At 41.0% G+C, this 16696-nt stretch carries 11 protein-coding genes and 2 pseudogenes; 9 read left to right on the top strand and 4 right to left on the bottom strand.

The genetic code is table 11. The annotated features are described in order from the left end of the window. The 7 genes and pseudogenes from MHB49_RS19775 to MHB49_RS19745 all read left to right on the top strand — a co-directional run bounded on the left by MHB49_RS19775 (position 1) and on the right by MHB49_RS19745 (position 8795). Entirely contained in the window at positions 1 to 1299 is a 1299-nt protein-coding gene (locus tag MHB49_RS19775) for a GHKL domain-containing protein (protein WP_405152686.1), read from the top strand. A 113-nt stretch (positions 1300 to 1412) separates the two neighbouring features. Next, the gene (locus tag MHB49_RS19770; RefSeq protein WP_405157193.1) at positions 1413 to 3464 is read left to right on the top strand and encodes a serine hydrolase domain-containing protein; all 2052 of its coding nucleotides are present in this window, start codon (positions 1413 to 1415) and stop codon (positions 3462 to 3464) included. 183 nt (positions 3465 to 3647) lie between these two features. Next, positions 3648 to 5024, top strand: coding sequence for an FAD-binding oxidoreductase (locus MHB49_RS19765; protein WP_247897852.1), 1377 nt, complete (start codon positions 3648 to 3650; stop codon positions 5022 to 5024). A 275-nt stretch (positions 5025 to 5299) separates the two neighbouring features. After that, a pseudogene (gene tnpA / locus MHB49_RS19760) lies at positions 5300 to 5773 on the top strand (IS200/IS605 family transposase). A gap of 400 nt (positions 5774 to 6173) precedes the next feature. After that, complete coding sequence (locus MHB49_RS19755; protein WP_405152685.1) at positions 6174 to 7256, top strand: ABC transporter substrate-binding protein; 1083 nt, start codon at positions 6174 to 6176, stop codon at positions 7254 to 7256. A 140-nt stretch (positions 7257 to 7396) separates the two neighbouring features. Further along, positions 7397 to 8224: pseudogene (locus MHB49_RS19750) on the top strand (glycoside hydrolase family 32 protein); the annotation flags it as partial. 445 nt (positions 8225 to 8669) lie between these two features. Continuing rightward, entirely contained in the window at positions 8670 to 8795 is a 126-nt protein-coding gene (locus MHB49_RS19745; protein WP_247897844.1) for a YjcZ family sporulation protein, read from the top strand. A 138-nt stretch (positions 8796 to 8933) separates the two neighbouring features. Here MHB49_RS19745 and MHB49_RS19740 read toward each other — a convergent pair whose 3' ends face one another. The 4 genes from MHB49_RS19740 to MHB49_RS19725 all read right to left on the bottom strand — a co-directional run bounded on the left by MHB49_RS19740 (position 8934) and on the right by MHB49_RS19725 (position 13177). After that, on the bottom strand, positions 8934 to 9797 hold the full coding sequence (locus tag MHB49_RS19740; RefSeq protein WP_405152684.1) for a cupredoxin domain-containing protein: 864 nt from the start codon (positions 9795 to 9797) through the stop codon (positions 8934 to 8936). Between the two features lie 304 nt (positions 9798 to 10101). Then, positions 10102 to 10812 carry a DUF421 domain-containing protein gene (locus MHB49_RS19735; RefSeq protein WP_405152683.1) on the bottom strand — a complete coding sequence of 237 codons (711 nt, stop codon included), beginning with the start codon at positions 10810 to 10812 and terminating at the stop codon, positions 10102 to 10104. 201 nt (positions 10813 to 11013) lie between these two features. Beyond that, complete coding sequence (locus tag MHB49_RS19730; protein ID WP_405152682.1) at positions 11014 to 12528, bottom strand: DHA2 family efflux MFS transporter permease subunit; 1515 nt, start codon at positions 12526 to 12528, stop codon at positions 11014 to 11016. A 31-nt stretch (positions 12529 to 12559) separates the two neighbouring features. Next, positions 12560 to 13177, bottom strand: coding sequence for a TetR/AcrR family transcriptional regulator (locus MHB49_RS19725; RefSeq protein ID WP_405152681.1), 618 nt, complete (start codon positions 13175 to 13177; stop codon positions 12560 to 12562). 691 nt (positions 13178 to 13868) lie between these two features. On the opposite strand from MHB49_RS19725, the gene MHB49_RS19720 reads away from it, so the two are divergent. Together MHB49_RS19720 and MHB49_RS19715 are read left to right on the top strand one after the other, a co-directional pair. Further along, positions 13869 to 14183 carry a helix-turn-helix transcriptional regulator gene (locus MHB49_RS19720; RefSeq protein WP_163756837.1) on the top strand — a complete coding sequence of 105 codons (315 nt, stop codon included), beginning with the start codon at positions 13869 to 13871 and terminating at the stop codon, positions 14181 to 14183. Beyond that, positions 14180 to 16681, top strand: a complete 2502-nt coding sequence (locus tag MHB49_RS19715) for an FAD-dependent oxidoreductase (protein WP_405152680.1) — start codon at positions 14180 to 14182, stop codon at positions 16679 to 16681. Before MHB49_RS19720 ends, MHB49_RS19715 begins: the two co-directional genes overlap by 4 nt. Positions 16682 to 16696 lie beyond the last annotated feature (15 nt).

The raw sequence follows: 16696 nt of genomic DNA, 5'->3' as shown, positions 1-16696 counted from the left end.
ATGGATGCATATATGATCTTGTCCGTTATCGTTGTTCCCTTACTTATGGCGTTCCAGGTGAATTTTTATTTCGATTCAGTGCTGGGCAAGTCCAAACGAAAGCCATACAGAGCCCTATATTTCACTGTATTTATTATACTGGGTTGTTTCTATTTAACCTCATCATTTTCACCGCTCATTTCATCTGCTTTTGCTCTGTTATTCATCTTCAGCCTGGCGCAATCCTATAAAGTGGAATTCATAATTAAACTTGCATTTACCGTCTTGTATGCGGTACTGCTGACAACAGCGAATTACATTGCTGTATATATTATCAGTACACTGGACTCCAAGGATTACAGCATATGGGATCACTACAATGGGGAGTATTATTGGGTGTTCTCCAAGGTGATGTTGCTTGGTTGCAGTATCATGTTCATTGTCATCCAGATTGTGCGTTTAATCGCCAAACGCAGAAGTTTCGCTGTTCATTATCGTTATTATTTCTTGTTTTTGGTTGTACCCACCATTACGATCTATCAGATCAATGTGGCTTCGACTTATAGTGAAAAAAACCTCTTTTATGTCATTTCTGTGCTAGGCTCCCTTTTTCTTAATGTGTTCATTGTTTATGTATTCGATAATATGGTAGAAAAGGTTCAACTCGCGCATGAAAATGCTCAATTGCAGCGTCAAATGGATTATCAGGATGCCAACTATGAGAAGACCGTTCACAGTTTCAAAAACATTAAAAGCATCATCCATGATATTAACCAACAGTTTCTGTACATTGACGAATGCATCAAGCAACACAAACTTGATGCTGCCGGTGATCATATTAGACTCACGTTAAACAAGATCGAAGGAGCATACCAACGGGTGAACTCCGGCAATCTTGTGATCGATGCTCTTGTTACGAACACCATTGCCATGGGGCAGGCAAACGGGATTCGAATCGATACCCGAATTGGGCTTCATTCACAGCATGTGCATATCGATCGATATGATCTATGCGTTGTTCTCGGCAATATGCTGGATAATGCCATCGAGGCTTCCAAAAAGGTCAGGCATGCCGAAGACCGATATATTCTGATTGCCATTCACTCCACGGCATCTGCACTCGTAATCCAAATTATGAATCATGTGGAGGAGCGAATAACTCACTTGAAAAGCGAGAAGGCCAATCCGGAGTTTCACGGGATCGGACTTACCAACATCGCGAGAATGAGCGAGAAGTATGGCGGACATATGAGTATCGAGAATCAACATCGAACATTCAATAATATGGTTGTGCTTCCGTTTCACACAAACAATCCCTGAAGATACCGTTCAGGGATTGTTTTTTTCCATTCAGGGTTCATTAGATCACGATGTACATCTTCCCGGATATGATGAATCTATCATATAAACAGTAGTTGAGGGAGGAAGTTATGATGAAAAAACTAATCAGTATGTTATGCACGGCAGTGCTAGTGATCACTCCAATGACGAACGTCATGGCAGAGGCGAACGCGGGTTCAACAATTGAGGTTAGGGCGAATAGTATTGCCACGGAGTTGATGAAAAATTACGGAGTCACAAGTTTGCAATATGCCATTATGGATGAAGGAAAGCTCATTTTGTCAGATGGCGTCGGACTTCACGACAAGGCATCACAGCTGCCAGTGGACAAGGACAGCATGTTCGGGATTGGCTCTGTAAGCAAGATGTATGTCACCGCAGCTACCATGATGCTGGTCGATTCTGGAAAAGTAGATTTGGATCAGCCTCTTACTTCCTATATTAAAGATTTTAAGATGGCGGATGAGCGTTATACCCAAATCACACCTCGCATGCTGATGAATCACTCATCCGGACTTTACGGTACACATTATGGGAACAGCATGTTGTTTGACGATAATGACACCCGCAATCATGATGAATTATTGCTCAAACTCAAGACAGAGCAGCTTAAATCAACTCCGGGAGCCTATTCGGTCTATTGTAATGATGGTTTTCAGTTGCTTGAAATATTGGTTGAACGGGTGAGTGGATTAAGTTACAGCGAATACATTGCCAAGTTCATCAGCAATCCGTTGCAGTTGGAAACAACCAAGACCCCACTGGATTCATTCAACAGAGATCAGTTATCCGAGACGTATTGGCCTGGGATTGAAACGAAAATGCCTGTCGAAAATGCCAACATTCTTGGTACAGGTGGAATCTATTCAACTGCAGAAGAATTAACCGAGTTCGCAGAAGTATTAATGGGGAAAAGGACAGACATTTTGTCCAAATCTGCGGCAAAGGCCATGCAAAATCATGAATATCGTCAAGGAATCTGGGTATCTGAAGACAGAAACAGCTTCAACTACGGACTAGGGTGGGACGCCGTTGAACTTGCGCCTTTCAGCGATTACGGCATTACTGCACTTACCAAAGGAGGAGACACCATGATGTATCATGCATCGTTAATCGCAATACCTGAACATGATATTTCAATGGCTGTTCTGTCATCAGGAGGATCTTCGATCTACAATCAGATGTTTGCCAGTAATGTTCTGCTTGAGGTACTGGAGGATCAAGGCATCATAGATGAGATCAAGCCGGATCAGACATTCACATCACCCGTTAAGGTGACAATGCCGACAGAGTTGACTGCGTATTCCGGTCTGTATGGAACGGTAGGCGAAACGCTGAATATAGACATTCAAAATGGTGAGTTCAAACTGCCTGCTTTGCAAGGGGGGATTATCCCGGAGCAGAGCTATGTGTACACAGGTGATGGACAATTTACGAGTCCCGATGGAAGCGTAAAGATCGGTTTTGTGAAAGAAAAAAACGACAAGGTTTATGTTAAAGTTATGGCGAATATTACGTTACCTGGTTTAGGTCAAATGTTGATGAACACCTATGATTATCAGAAATTGGAGCATAATGCCCTGGACACAGCAACGACAGAGAAGTGGGCGGCTCGCAACGGATCGAAATATTACGCACTGGATGAAAAAATAACGTCGATCTTCTATCTGCTTCCTTCGATGCTCATCAAGAATCTGACCGTCGATATAAATAACGGTTACGCCAACGGCACATTAGTCGTTGATCCAGACAATGCAAAAAATATCGCTCAGATTCCTGTTATGAATGGAAGAGATGTATTCGATTTGCAATTCTACACGAAGAATGGTGCTGAAGTATTGATTCAGAACGGACAGGAATATGTTGCAGAGGATTCCATTGCTCCAATCTTTGGCGGGAAAACTGGAATCACCACCATTCCGTCAAGCGGTCAAGCTAGATGGTATGCCATCGACTCCCGCTCAGCGAACAAATCATTAACGGTGGATTCTCCAGAAAGCGGAGGTTTTGCGGTGTATAACGATAAAGGTGAAGTAGTCCATTTTTCCATAGCATCCAAACAACAATCAACGCTGCTTCCCAAAGATGGTTTTATCGTTTTTGGTGGTAAAGCAGGAGATACCTTTAAGATCCATCTGAAGTAAATGGATTAAAAAATGATTTCATTCAAAAATATCGGATTTTGGGCATAGGTTGCTCGGGATCCGGTATTTTTGTATTTTTATACGCCCAAACGTAACACGATTTATCTACATACGTTATATGGAATCAGCCTAATTTGTTAATGAAAGGTATTTAATTCTATTGCTGAGGAGTTGGACTGAGACGTGAATTCAAAAATTAAACTTACAGGGCGAGTGATCTTTAAAGGTGATCCTGGTTATGATGTAGCCCGGAAAAATTGGGATCCCCATACGGACAGATTTCCTAAAGTTTTTGTATTCGCTCAAAAAACACAGGATGTAGCTAACGCTATAAGATGGGCGCGCCAGAATAAGGTCCCTATTCGGCCTAGAAGTGGGAGGCATGCTTTAGAGTCCAACCTTTCACAAGTCAATGGTGGTATAGTCATCGATGTTAGCGAAATGAAGAAAATCAAGTTAAACAAAAAAAGCGGAACGGCCGTCGTTGAGACAGGTAATCGGGTAGGAAGAATCGTGGATACGTTGGCTCGACAAGGATATATGGCCCCATTTGGTGATAGTCCAACGGTTGGGATTGGTGGAATAACACCTGGTGGCGGAATTGGTCCACTGCAAAGGACAACGGGTCTCATCAGTGATAATCTAATCGAACTCGAAATGGTTGACGCTAAAGGGCGGATTATTCGGGCGAACAAAAAGCAAAATTCCGATCTTCTCTGGGCTACACGTGGCGGCGGAGGCGGCAACTTCGGTGTATACACTAAATATAAATTCAAAGTAAGGCGCTCTCCAGCCAAAGTTACTGTATTTAGTATCACATGGCCATGGGATCAGTTCGAAAAAGTTGTGAAGAAATGGCAAGTATGGGCGCCTAAGGCCAGTACCAAGCTGGGAAGTGAATTAAGCGTTGGTCCCAAAAAAGGCGGAAATGTAAGCATGCTAGGGGTATACCTCGGTTCGAAGAGTGAAGCCCTCCGTCAGTTGGAGCCCATTCTTAGCGTAGGCACACCTACTAAAAAAACAATTCTTTACCTGCCATACAGGGCAGCCACGAAGTTTTTGCTAGCCCCAGATCCTGTGCTCAAGCAAAGGTTCAGTAACCAGTTTTCCAGTGGCTTTGGCAGACGCCCATTCCCGGATAAAGCCTTCAAAGCCATGCGCGAGTTTCTGGAAAAAGCAGAGGAAGGCACACCAGCCGGTTTCTACTTCCTTAACTGGGGTGGAGCTGTAAGTCGAGTCGCTCCTCGAGCCACTGCATTCTATTGGCGAGACGCTGAATTTTATGTTGAGTGGAACAGTTCATGGGTGAAGCCATCCCATGCGACCAAAAATATTGCCTTGGCTCGGAATACCAGAAAGAAAATGCAGCCTTATATTGTAGGGTCCTACATTAACGTACCAGACCAAGGTATTAAAAATCCAGGGCCAACCTATTATGGAAAGAACTATGCCAGATTGCGGAAAGTAAAAACGAAATATGATCCGAAAAATGTATTTAATAACCCACAAAGCATTCCACCCCTTACAGATAGCATCCGTTCTCGCACAGGAGGGCGTTAGGTTTCTGTCGACTGCCTGCCCATGAGTTGTTAGCCAACACGCTAACTAACAAGCCTTTAGTCAGTAATGTTCGTGGCTTCTTACACAGCTGAATAATGAAGAGGAACCGTGACAATGGTTCCTCTTTTTTTATTATGGCTTTAGCCAGTTGAGTGCGTGAAACGCGCTAAAAAAAAAAACCACCCGCATGCGGGTGGAGGGATCGAGGGTTTGACCACCAAGACCATTCCAATAAAATTGAGATGTTCAGGCTCAAAAGAAAGGAATGGTCATTGATGGCAAACAAGAGCTACAGCCTAGCTCACACAAAGTGGATGTGTAAATACCACATTGTGTTTACCCCGAAGTATAGACGGAAAGAAATCTATAATCAAGTAAGAAAAGATTTAATTGAAATCTTCAAACGTTTGTGTAAGTACAAAGGAGTAGAGATTATAGAAGGTCACATGATGCCCGACCATGTCCATATGTTGGTAGCGATTCCACCGAAAATTGCAGTCTCAACGTTCATGGGATATCTAAAGTGAAAAAGTTCGCTCATGATATTCGAAAAACATGCCCAGCTCAAGGATAAATACGGCAATCGAAAGTTTTGGGCAGAAGGGTACTATGTGAGTACAGTGGGTCTAAATGAAGCAACGGTAAGAAAGTATATTCGTGAGCAAGAAGCACATGATCAAGCGTTAGATAAGCTGAGTGTAAAAGAATATGAAGATCCATTCAGCAGTAATCGGAGCAAAAAGAAGTAAAACCAGTTTAACTGGTAAGTGAAAGAGACAAATAACACTGAGCCTGAACAGCCCTGCTGTCAGGCTAGCGTCTTTAGGCGCAGTTTGGCAACAGGGGGTTATACCCCAAGAGCAAACCACCCGTTGGACGGGTGGTCATGATTATTTGTTCGATAGCCATTGATCGAAGTTTGACTGCTTATGCGTTTCGTATGGAAAAGCTTGTTACTAACATGCGCCAACACAGACAGGGACCGCTCGTCCTGCTGGGAGATTAAGAGAATAAGGAAAATAGAACAACCAAGTAAATGAGAATGATTACAATTCTCATTTACTTGGTTCGACAATTGCTGTATACTGACCATAACTGTTATACATAATGGCCAAAAAGAGAAATGAATTGAAAAGGGAGAGATTTTGAATGTTTTTAACAGTAAAAAAGGGAGCGATCCTATGTTTAATTGCTGCATTTATTTTTGTGCTAGCAGCTTGCTCCAGTAACAATGGCAGCAGCAAAGATGCAGATACAAGCTCACAGGAAGCAGTGACGGATAGCGCTACAAATGTGTCTACAGATGAGAAAAAAACGGATTCAGACGATTCAGGCGCAGCTCAAACTACGTACCCGTTAGTCGTTTCCAACTACACAACTGAAAACGGTGCATGGGTGACAAAGGAACAGACTTTTGAAAAGGCACCTGAACGAGTTGTTGCAAATACACAAGGTGCAGCTGAGTTATTAATTCGTCTAGGCTTGACTGACAAGATTGTTGGAGTAGCAGCATTGTTTGGCAATGTACCTGATGATATTGCAGAAGAGTTCAAAAAAATCCCTGTGCTGGCTGAAGGGTATGTAGGAAAGGAAGTCACCATAGGTGCATCCCCTGATCTGGTTATGGGGCGCGGTGGATTGTTTGAGGATGCTGACTGGGGGGTTGGTACGGTAAACAGTCTGAATGAAATGAGTATCAAAACGTTTGTACAAAGTACCAGTGTCACTGATGCAACATTGGATAATCTATATCAGGATATTACTGAGCTAGGTGAAATATTTAATGTACAAGCGAATGCAGCAGCATATATTGAGCAGCTAAAAGAACGTGAAAAAGCGTTATCGGCTCGAGCAAACGCTGAAACGATCAATTATGCATCTTTTTTTGATAATGGAGATGGAACCATTGGAGTTTACAACGGGAATGGAGACACGTTTATTGAAAGTGCAATGTCTTTAATAAATATGCATAATATGCTAATTAATGAAGAAGGCACGCTCAGTTTGGAAAAGCTAATCGAGATCAATCCAGATGCCATGATTATTTCTAAATATGCCGGGGGTATTGATCCGGAACAAACAATTGAAAAGCTGCTAGCTAACAAGCAATTGCAAAGTATAAACGCGATTAAGAACAAGAAAATTTATGTTATTGATTTCAACAACTTCTGGGGTTATGGGGATTCGATTTTCACAGGAGTTGAAGCACTTGCAGATGATCTGAACTTGTAAGGGCAGATGAGCTCGCTTGATCACCATGCATGCAATTAATATCATGTTTATTTTAACGACAGAACAGTAATTTACTGGACTGTCGTTTTAATTTGAGCCAAGATTCAATATAGGCTGGAGCATGTCCTTTCACGTTTAACCATGTATTTGTATTCTCTGCTCAAGGTATTGATGCGCAAGGAGATGACTACAATAACTTATGCCAGACTGGATACTATGTTGGGGAATATGATTATGAACATAATAAATACAAACATGGAGAGTTCATTGAGCTTGATCATGGTCATGACTTCTACGCGGTCCAAACTTTCTCAGATGATCAAGGTCGCCGGATTGCGATCGGCTGGATGGATATGTGGGAAGCCGATATGCCAACAAAAGCAGACGGTTGGTGCGGTGCACTAACGATTCCACGCGTGCTTACATTGGATGAGAATGACAAGGTGCTGATGAATCCGGTAGAAGAAATGAAGCTTCTTCGCCAAAGTGAACATGTTGTGTATCGAGATCATGTGATTTCTGGAAGTTCCTTGACAGAAATTGAAGCGGATCTGATTGAAGTGAAAGTTGTATTCGACCTGACGAAGACAAGTGCGGAACGGGTAGGCTTGAAGCTTCGCGGTACAGGTCATGAGGAAACGGTTATCACATATTCCATTGCGGATCAGAAGCTTATGCTTGATTGTTCCAAATCAGGCAAGAAGACGGATGGTGTTCGTCGTGCAGCCTTAAATGCTGAGGGACTGCTCACATTACATGTATTTCTGGATCGTTCATCCATTGAAATGTTCGCAAATGAAGGGTATACGATGTCAAGTCGTATCTATCCGAGTGGGAAGCTCTCAGGTATTGAACTCATCACTGAGGGCGGAGAGACTCATGTAAATGGTTTGACATATTGGAAGTTGAACCCGCATAGACAAGACGTGGGGCAGGTATTCCCGCTTGAATACTCGTTTTCCATATAGCCGTTTGACTGCTACTTCCAATGTAACTGATCTTGTTATCCTTAATGATGATGGTCTGATCGCGGGTTAACTTTCCGGATCTTACATCTACAATCGTCGCATGCTCAAGCGCTAACGTCTGCCTTGTCGCAGGTTCAATGCTTGCATAACCGGTACCTGCACCGCATGCTACCACAATCCATAATGCCATGAACCCTACTATGTACTTCTTGAAGCTGCCCAATTCTCTCGTTAAACTCATTGTTGTCCTCTTAATAGATATGAATGATATCAACCGATATATCTTCATTCTAGAGTGTGAATCCTAATTTTTTATTAATTCATTCTTACAAAAAGCTTACGGTTGAAAGGGAAGAGGAAGCAGCAGCCTATTTTTATTTTTAGCCTTGTCAAATGAACAAACCCTGAATAATCTAACACATACCACAAAAGAGGGGGAAGAAACATGAGTGAAGTTGGATATGGAAATGTAGGCGGACTTGGTGGAGGATACGGTGCTTTCACGTCCGTTGGTGCAATTCTCGTATTGTTTATTCTGTTGGTTATCATCTCTAAAGCCTTCTTGATTTAATAGTAGCTTTAGCATTTCCGCTAGCTTTCGCTGGCGGTTTTTTGTTATATAAAGGTCAACAAAAACAAATTAAAATAGGGAACGTTGTGTCATGATTAACTGACATAAAATTCCCTAATATGATCCTACATTTCTCGCTTATACTACGGTGATCGTTCCATAATACATGTACATGCCACAGTTAAAGTTGTACGTTCCAGGTTTCAGATCTTTTAAGGTAATGAAGTTGTCTCCTTTTTCTAGATACACATCTATTCCTAAATCTTTAGACTGAACGCTTCTTATACATGTATAACCTGAATGTTTTATAAAATTTATTTTCGTTGGAACGCCAGCTTTTACTTTAATATTTTCTTGACTAAAACCATCTGATTTTACGTCGACGGAAACAATCTGATATCCTGAATTTTCTTGAACAGAATTAGCTTGCTCACGCTGTGAGTCTTGTGATTTAATTGCCGATGTATCATTCGGTTGAAATTGGTAAAATAACGTTGCACCCACAGCTACAATTCCAAAAGCTACAGTAAGTATACCTCCAATAAACGGCATACCTATACCATTTTTATTTGTTTTATCACTAGTATTCGCTTCTTGATTCGACAATTGAAAAGCTACGCTGAAAATAAAAATGAATAGGATGTCAACAAATATCATCATGATATAGGAAGGACCAATCATTACCCCGAGCATTGCTCCCATCATACCGCCCATAATTCCTGCCAACATTCCATCCAAAGATGCCAATATGCTGATAGGCTTGCCTGTAAAATATCCAGCTCCTAATCCGAACAATATAGCGGCAATGGATGGGACTGTTAAATCACGTGGAAATACAATGCCTAATTGTACACCGAGTACAAGGCTCGACATCATGCCAATGGTCATAGCGATCATCATGCCAGGCATACCTGTAAGTTTTTCTTTTCGCTTATACGTTTTCAGAACAATAAATGCTGTAAACAGTACGACCATTACAATACTTAATATCGCTAATAACACAATCTTATTCCTCCTAATATCCTTACAGTAATGATGGTAGGTATCTACTCATTAACATTACGATCCAGATCATTAATCTCATGAAATAATATATCAGAACTATCATAACAACATGACTATTGTCACAGACAAGTCAATGGATTGTCTCAATAGTATGAAGAAAGTTTGACATTTTGTAGATAGCTCTTTCTTTAAAATTTATTTATATTTAAACGGATCTCAAGTGTTCCCCCTAATAGGTTAATTATGATCCTGGAGATAAATGGACTTAATGTACTTTTTAGGTAAAGGGAAAAATTGGATTTCATGTCATATTTCTGATGATCTTTCGGTTTTTCTTTCTCTTTCTCGGTATGATATAAAGCGTTCCATCCTCGCCATACTCCGCGTAAGCTATATCCTTAATATTGTCATATCCCTGTTTTTGCATCTCGATTCTTACTTTATCCATATCAATGTGCTTTCCTCTCATCGACATTTTCAGCAATTCCCCTTTATCAATCACGGTAATAGCAAAACTATCGGAATGTGTTTCGAGGCCCAAATCTTGAGCAGATGGTGGTTCATATTCAGGTTTACGAAGAACGGATAGAGAACCGTCTATTTCTAAGACGGCATGTTTGACCTCTTGAAGCGAAAAAACATTCTGTTTTCGAAGCATGGAGAGCAATTGTTTAAATTCAATATCATATTTCTTGAGTAAACTTTGATTCACCTCTCCATTATCAATTAAAAGAGCAACCCGGCCTTCTGCCACATAGCCGAATTTTACAAACCGGGTAGTTACTTTCTCAAAAAGGTAAGAGAGCGCACTCCAGACTGCCAATGCATATATAAGTTGAGATATGTTTACCTCGTCATCATAAAGCGTATTCCCAACAATTTCACTGAGTACTAATGAGGATAGGAAATCTAGCGGTGTAAGTTGGCTGAGCGTTTTTCTGCCGGTAATAAAAGTGATGGCCCATAGCCCAAAAAAGCTAATCACCAGCTTGATGGTTAATTCCATAAACATATTGACCTAACCTCCCAATTGAACAAATCATTGATGAATATTTACCCGGTCGATTAAATTGAAAACATACATAACATGTAACTTTAGAGGGAAGAGAAAATGGAGCCTGCTATCTTAACGATAGTAGACTCCATTTTTATTATATATTCTTTGATTTTTTTCTTAATTTGTCTGTATTGTTTTTTGATCAAATGCGTTTCATTAATTTACCGCGGGTTTTGTTTTGGTTTTACCCTGCTGATTTTTTAAAGCCTCGACAGGTTCATCTTTGACTTCCGCACGTTTAATGAAGAAAACTAATATTAATGCGACAATATTAATGCCAAGTGTTATATAGAATGAATATTGGATTCCGGCTAATAACGCTTCTTGGGTTAATAGAGCTTTATTGGCTGCTGTCAAAGTTGTTGGATCAACACCAGTCATTAAATCTTCAGCTTTTGTTTTTGTTGCCGAATTCATAATCGTAATCAGAATAGCCGTACCAATCGAACCGGACACCTGTTGAGCGGTATTGTTGACAGCTGTACCATGTGGATTTAAGCGTGTTGGCAATTGATTCAGGCCGTTAGTCATAATAGGCATCATCACCATAGCCATACCAAACATACGCAGAGTGTACACAAGGATAATATAAGTGTGAGTCGAGTCAATTTGCAGGTTTGCCAACATGTACGTTGAGATCGCTGTAATCGTAAGCCCGATTATGCCAAGAACACGAGGGCCGTATTTATCAAACAGTTTACCTGTAATAGGTGACATAATCCCCATGATGATCGCACCAGGCAGCATCATTAAACCTGAATCAAGTGGTGTAATACCTCTTACGTTTTGGACGTATGCCGGTGTTAAAATCATACCGGAAAACATCGCCACTGCGTTTACAATTGCAATAACAGAGCCAAGGGCAAACATCGGATACTTGTAAACCCGTAAATCCAATAATGGTGTATCCATTTTCAATTGACGGACAACAAAGGTGATCAGGGCAATAGCTCCAACGATTAAAGTGATTAAGACAACTTGATCTGTCCAGCCATCTGAACTTGCAGAACTGAACCCATATAACAAACCACCAAAACCGATGGAAGATAATATGATCGAGAAATAGTCCAGTGTTGCATTTTTGTTTTGCTGCATTACATTTTTGGATTTCCAAATCCCTAACAGTAAACTAATGACGGCTAACGGTAAAATCATTTCGAAAAGTAAACGCCAGTCATAATATTCTACAATAAAACCTGATAGCGTTGGCCCGATTGCGGGGGCTGTAATCATAACTAATCCGAAAATACCCATTGCTGTTCCACGTTTTTCTCGGGGGAAGCTTACCAGCATAATATTCATTAACAGTGGCCCCATTACTGAAGAGCCTGCTGCTTGAACCATTCTTCCTGTAAGCAATAAACCAAAATTTGGTGCAATCGCTGCTATGGCTGTACCTAAAGTGAAAATAGCCATGGAGGTAATAAATAAACTTCTATTAGAGAAACGTGTTAATAAAAATGCTGACGCCGGAATCAATATACCACTGACCAGCATATAGCCAGTAGACAACCACTGGATCGTGGAATAGTCTTTAATGTTTAAATCCACCATGATGGATGGGAGCGCTACATTTAAGAGCGAGTTATTTAGAAATGAAACAAATGCACCAATAAAAAGAATTGCAATCATTAAGTAGGGCGGTTTTTTTTCTTGTAAAGCTGAATCCATATATTTCTTTTCTCCTTTTTTGCACTTCTGTTTATTGTATTTTTTTAAATCCTCTTTTTAATAAATCCATTTGCTCACTATAATTTTTTAACGCTTCTTCATACGTTAAATCCTTTACGAATACTTGAATAAGGTTATCAAAAGTTACGGCAATAATGATTTTGAGAATATGCTGCAGTTCCCGTTCCCCTTGTATATTTAAATTTTCTGTATTCATTAAGCTAAAAATAGCTAAAAGCTGACTATTTCGATTTTCTTCATAAATATTATTCGTAAATGTTTTTTCCGTTTTATAATTCATATTTAAAAAGGCATTTCTGAAAAAGTTTTTGTGTTCCTGATTGGTGTGATTCTGAATCATAAATTGAAATGAAACGATGAAAGCTTCAAAGAGATCTCCGTTTTTCTCCTTTAAAGCCGCGATAAATCGTTCATTATTTTTCTGTGAAGACTGGTTCAACAGATAATAATATAGATCTTCTTTTTCCTCGAAGTATTGATAAAAACTTCCTCTGGAGATTCCCGCGGCTTTGATAATATTGGCGATGGAAGCTTCATGTAATGGAACTCGAGAAAATTCCTTTTTAGCACATTGAATTAAAGTGTCCTGTTTATCCTTAGATAAGTGAAAAAAAGTTTTTTTTGGCAAATATAAACCTCCAATCTTAATAAGTGACACTGTGTCACAATTGCTGATTAATGAATTATATATGACACCGTGTCACACGTCAACAATAAAAATGACATCGTGTCATATGGGGGGACGAGGAAACCGAACAATTCAGAAATTTCCTCATATCTTAATGACCCATTTTTTTCGCTTTGGCATAAACCAATTATAAAGGTATTTCAATAAAGTTGAAGAATACCCTTTTTGAGATAGAATATAAATTTTAAAAGGGGATGAAATGATCAAAAGGCTTGCCAAGGATATGCCGAAATGGTTTCTTTTTGTAGGGATCGTGGTATTTATTCTACTTTGTATCAATTTTGTTGAAATGAATACTAGAATTAATATGCTTGCATTGGTAATTTTGAATATTGCTAATACATTTCGATTGTGGAAGAATGAGCGTCAGTCAGCTAAGATGTTTCTATTGTTGGGTGTTCTGTGTACTTTCTTTTTTATCAGATCTTTAATTTTGTATTGATTCCAAGAACAGGAAATTGTCATTCGTGATAAGATGGAAAGTCAAAAAGCCGATAAACACACAGCTTCTGTGTGTTTATCGGCTTTTCTTAATGGTTTTTGGTATTTACTAAACAGAAGGGTGAGATAAGTTTGACATTCCAATAACTATATCGTATTATTACGATATAACGATTCAGGAGGGGTAATTTTGAATACTGAAGCTTTTGATAGCACTAATCTAAAACAGTTCGACGAACCAGCTAATTTACTGAAAGCTCTATCTCATCCGATTCGTCTGTGCATTGTGCGCGGTTTGATGAGAAAAAAGAAATGTAATGTTTCATATATGCAGGAGTGTCTGGGCCTCCCGCAATCAACAGTGTCTCAGCATTTGCAGAAGCTACGCAGTGCAGGTATTGTAGCGACTGAGCGCAATGGCCTTGAAGTAAATTACGTGCTTGCCGACCAACGGATTGAACAGATGATACCTATTTTGTTTGGAGAGGAAGATTGTGAATCATGAGCAAAAAAGTACTGATTGTAGGCGGAGTAGCGGGTGGAGCATCAGCAGCTGCCCGTCTGCGTCGTCTCGATGAACATGCCGAAATTATTATATTCGAAAAAGGACCCTATATATCATTTGCCAATTGCGGCTTACCTTATTATATTGGTGGCTCGATTGAGGATCGAGAACGTCTGCTGGTCCAAACGCCCAAGGGGATGGCTGATCGATTTAATATTGATGTGCGTACACGAAGCGAGGTCGTCGCTATTGATCCACAAACTCGTACAGTTCAGGTACAAAGCCAGGAGCGTGGTCAATATGAAGAAAGCTATGACGAGTTGATTTTGTCACCAGGTGCAAAGCCAATTATTCCCGATCTGCCAGGTGAGGATAATCCACTGATTTATACAGTGCGCAGCATTCCAGATATTGATCGCATCAAGAAGCAAATAAATTCGTCTAACAACGTGTCATCAATTGTTATTGGTGGAGGGTTTATTGGTGTTGAAATGGCGGAAAATTTAAAGGAAGCCGGATTGGATGTAACGTTGATAGAGGGTAATGGTCAGCTGCTGACCCCGTTTGATACTGAGCTGGCTGCAGCATTGGCGCAGGAAATGGAGCAAAATGGGGTAAAGCTGCTGTTCTCCCAGCGTGTACAGGGCTTTCATTCACTTGAGCATGGCATTGGTGTTGAGCTTGCAGATGGTGGTGTTCTGACGGCTGACCTGGTTATTCTTGCGATAGGAGTAACTCCAGATACAGCTTTTCTGAGAAATAGCGGAGTTTCCCTAGGAACACGTGGACATATTATGGTCAACGAAGCGCTGGAAAGCAGCGTGCCGCATATCTATGCTGTTGGTGATGCCATCGAAGTAACTGAGACCATTCATGGCACAAAGACAGCTATTCCGCTTGCTGGACCTGCCAACAAACAGGGACGCATTGTTGCAGATCGAATTGCCGGACTAAGTTCCATCTACAAAGGAACACAAGGGACAGCCATTATTAAAGTGTTTGGAATGACCGGAGCAGCTACAGGCAGTAATGAGAAAACACTAAAGCGTCTCGGCATCGATTATCGAACTGTAATTGTGCATCCTGCCTCTCATGCATCGTATTATCCGGGTTCCAGCGCGATTACTCTTAAACTGCTGTTTACACCGGCAGGTAAAATTTTAGGCGCACAAGCCGTTGGTTATGACGGTGTGGATAAACGGATTGATGACATTGCTGTAGCCATTCATTTTGGGGGTCACATCAGTGATTTGACAGAGCTGGAGTTGAGTTACGCGCCACCGTTCTCCTCTGCGAAAGATCCAGTGAATATGGCTGGTTATGCAGCTGAGAATATTATGGCTGGACGTGTTGAAACATTCACCTACAATCAGCTATCTGAACGCCAGCCGGAGCAGTCGATATTGCTGGATGTACGCAGTGAGCTGGAGCATCGTAATGGAAATATTCCGGGTTCAATAAATATTTCTGTGGATGGGCTTCGTCAGCGATTAGATGAATTAGATTCAACCAAAGATATCTGGGTATACTGCCAGGTTGGTCTGCGTGGATATACAGCTTCGCAAATTTTGCGACAACATGGCTTTAATGTGAAAAATCTGAGTGGAGGCTATAAAACATACCGCCAAGCACAATTTCGGCCCGCTCCAATGTCTACCGGAAATGATGAAAATAATGACGGACAGGATCAGAACAATAATTCGAAACATGCTGTAGTAAAGGAAACAGAGCTCTCCAATCCAATCTCTGCACAGCCAGAGCGTATCGATAACGAGTTGAACGTGTGCGGTTTAAGTTGTCCGGGTCCGCTGATACAACTCAAACAGAAAATGGATCAATTATCGAATGGAGAGACCCTGCGGGTGAAAGCTTCCGATCCAGGATTTTATGAAGATGTGAAAGCATGGGCAAGCATGTCTGGTTCCTCACTTCTACACTTGGAACGATCCAAAGGCGGTACTATTGAAGCTGTAATTGCCAAGAATACCACGCAGCCCCTATCTTCAGATGTGGGAACTCCCAAAGAGGAGCCTGCCAGTACGATGGTTGTCTTCAGTGGCGATCTGGATAAAGCGATTGCTTCTCTTATTATTGCAAATGGGGCAGCAGCAAGTGGACGTAAAGTAACCATGTTCTTTACATTCTGGGGATTGAATGTTATCCGTAAACATCAGCCACAGCCTGTGTCCAAAACAATGATTGGCCGCATGTTTGACATGATGCTACCACGTGGAAGCCAGAAGCTTGGCATGTCCAAAATGAATATGTTCGGAGTTGGCCCAAAGATCATTCGTGGCATTATGAAGAATAATAACGTTGCTTCTCTGGAAGAACTGATGGAGACCGCATCTGCGCAGGGAGTTGAGTTTGTCGCTTGTCAGATGTCCATGGATCTAATGGGCATTCAGCGTGAAGAATTAATGGATTCGGTTAACATTGGTGGGGTGGGTTACTATCTGGGGCAGGCAGCTCAAGCAAACCACAACCTGTTCATTTAATCTTAAGTGATAAGT

Origin of the sequence: Paenibacillus sp. FSL K6-0108 (assembly GCF_045040695.1) — a bacterium.
In the GTDB taxonomy this organism is placed as follows: domain Bacteria; phylum Bacillota; class Bacilli; order Paenibacillales; family Paenibacillaceae; genus Paenibacillus; species Paenibacillus pabuli_B.
This window is presented reverse-complemented; position numbering and strand designations above follow the sequence as displayed.

What these genes read in the sequence shown, in the direction of transcription:
- MHB49_RS19755 (WP_405152685.1), top strand. Translation starts at nt 6,174, where the DNA reads ATGTTTTTAACAGTAAAAAAGGGAGCGATCCTATGTTTAATTGCTGCA.
- MHB49_RS19770 (WP_405157193.1), top strand. Translation starts at nt 1,413, where the DNA reads ATGAAAAAACTAATCAGTATGTTATGCACGGCAGTGCTAGTGATCACT.
- MHB49_RS19775 (WP_405152686.1), top strand. Translation starts at nt 1, where the DNA reads ATGGATGCATATATGATCTTGTCCGTTATCGTTGTTCCCTTACTTATG.
- MHB49_RS19745 (WP_247897844.1), top strand. Translation starts at nt 8,670, where the DNA reads ATGAGTGAAGTTGGATATGGAAATGTAGGCGGACTTGGTGGAGGATAC.
- MHB49_RS19730 (WP_405152682.1), bottom strand. Translation starts at nt 12,528, where the DNA reads ATGGATTCAGCTTTACAAGAAAAAAAACCGCCCTACTTAATGATTGCA.
- MHB49_RS19735 (WP_405152683.1), bottom strand. Translation starts at nt 10,812, where the DNA reads ATGTTTATGGAATTAACCATCAAGCTGGTGATTAGCTTTTTTGGGCTA.
- MHB49_RS19715 (WP_405152680.1), top strand. Translation starts at nt 14,180, where the DNA reads ATGAGCAAAAAAGTACTGATTGTAGGCGGAGTAGCGGGTGGAGCATCA.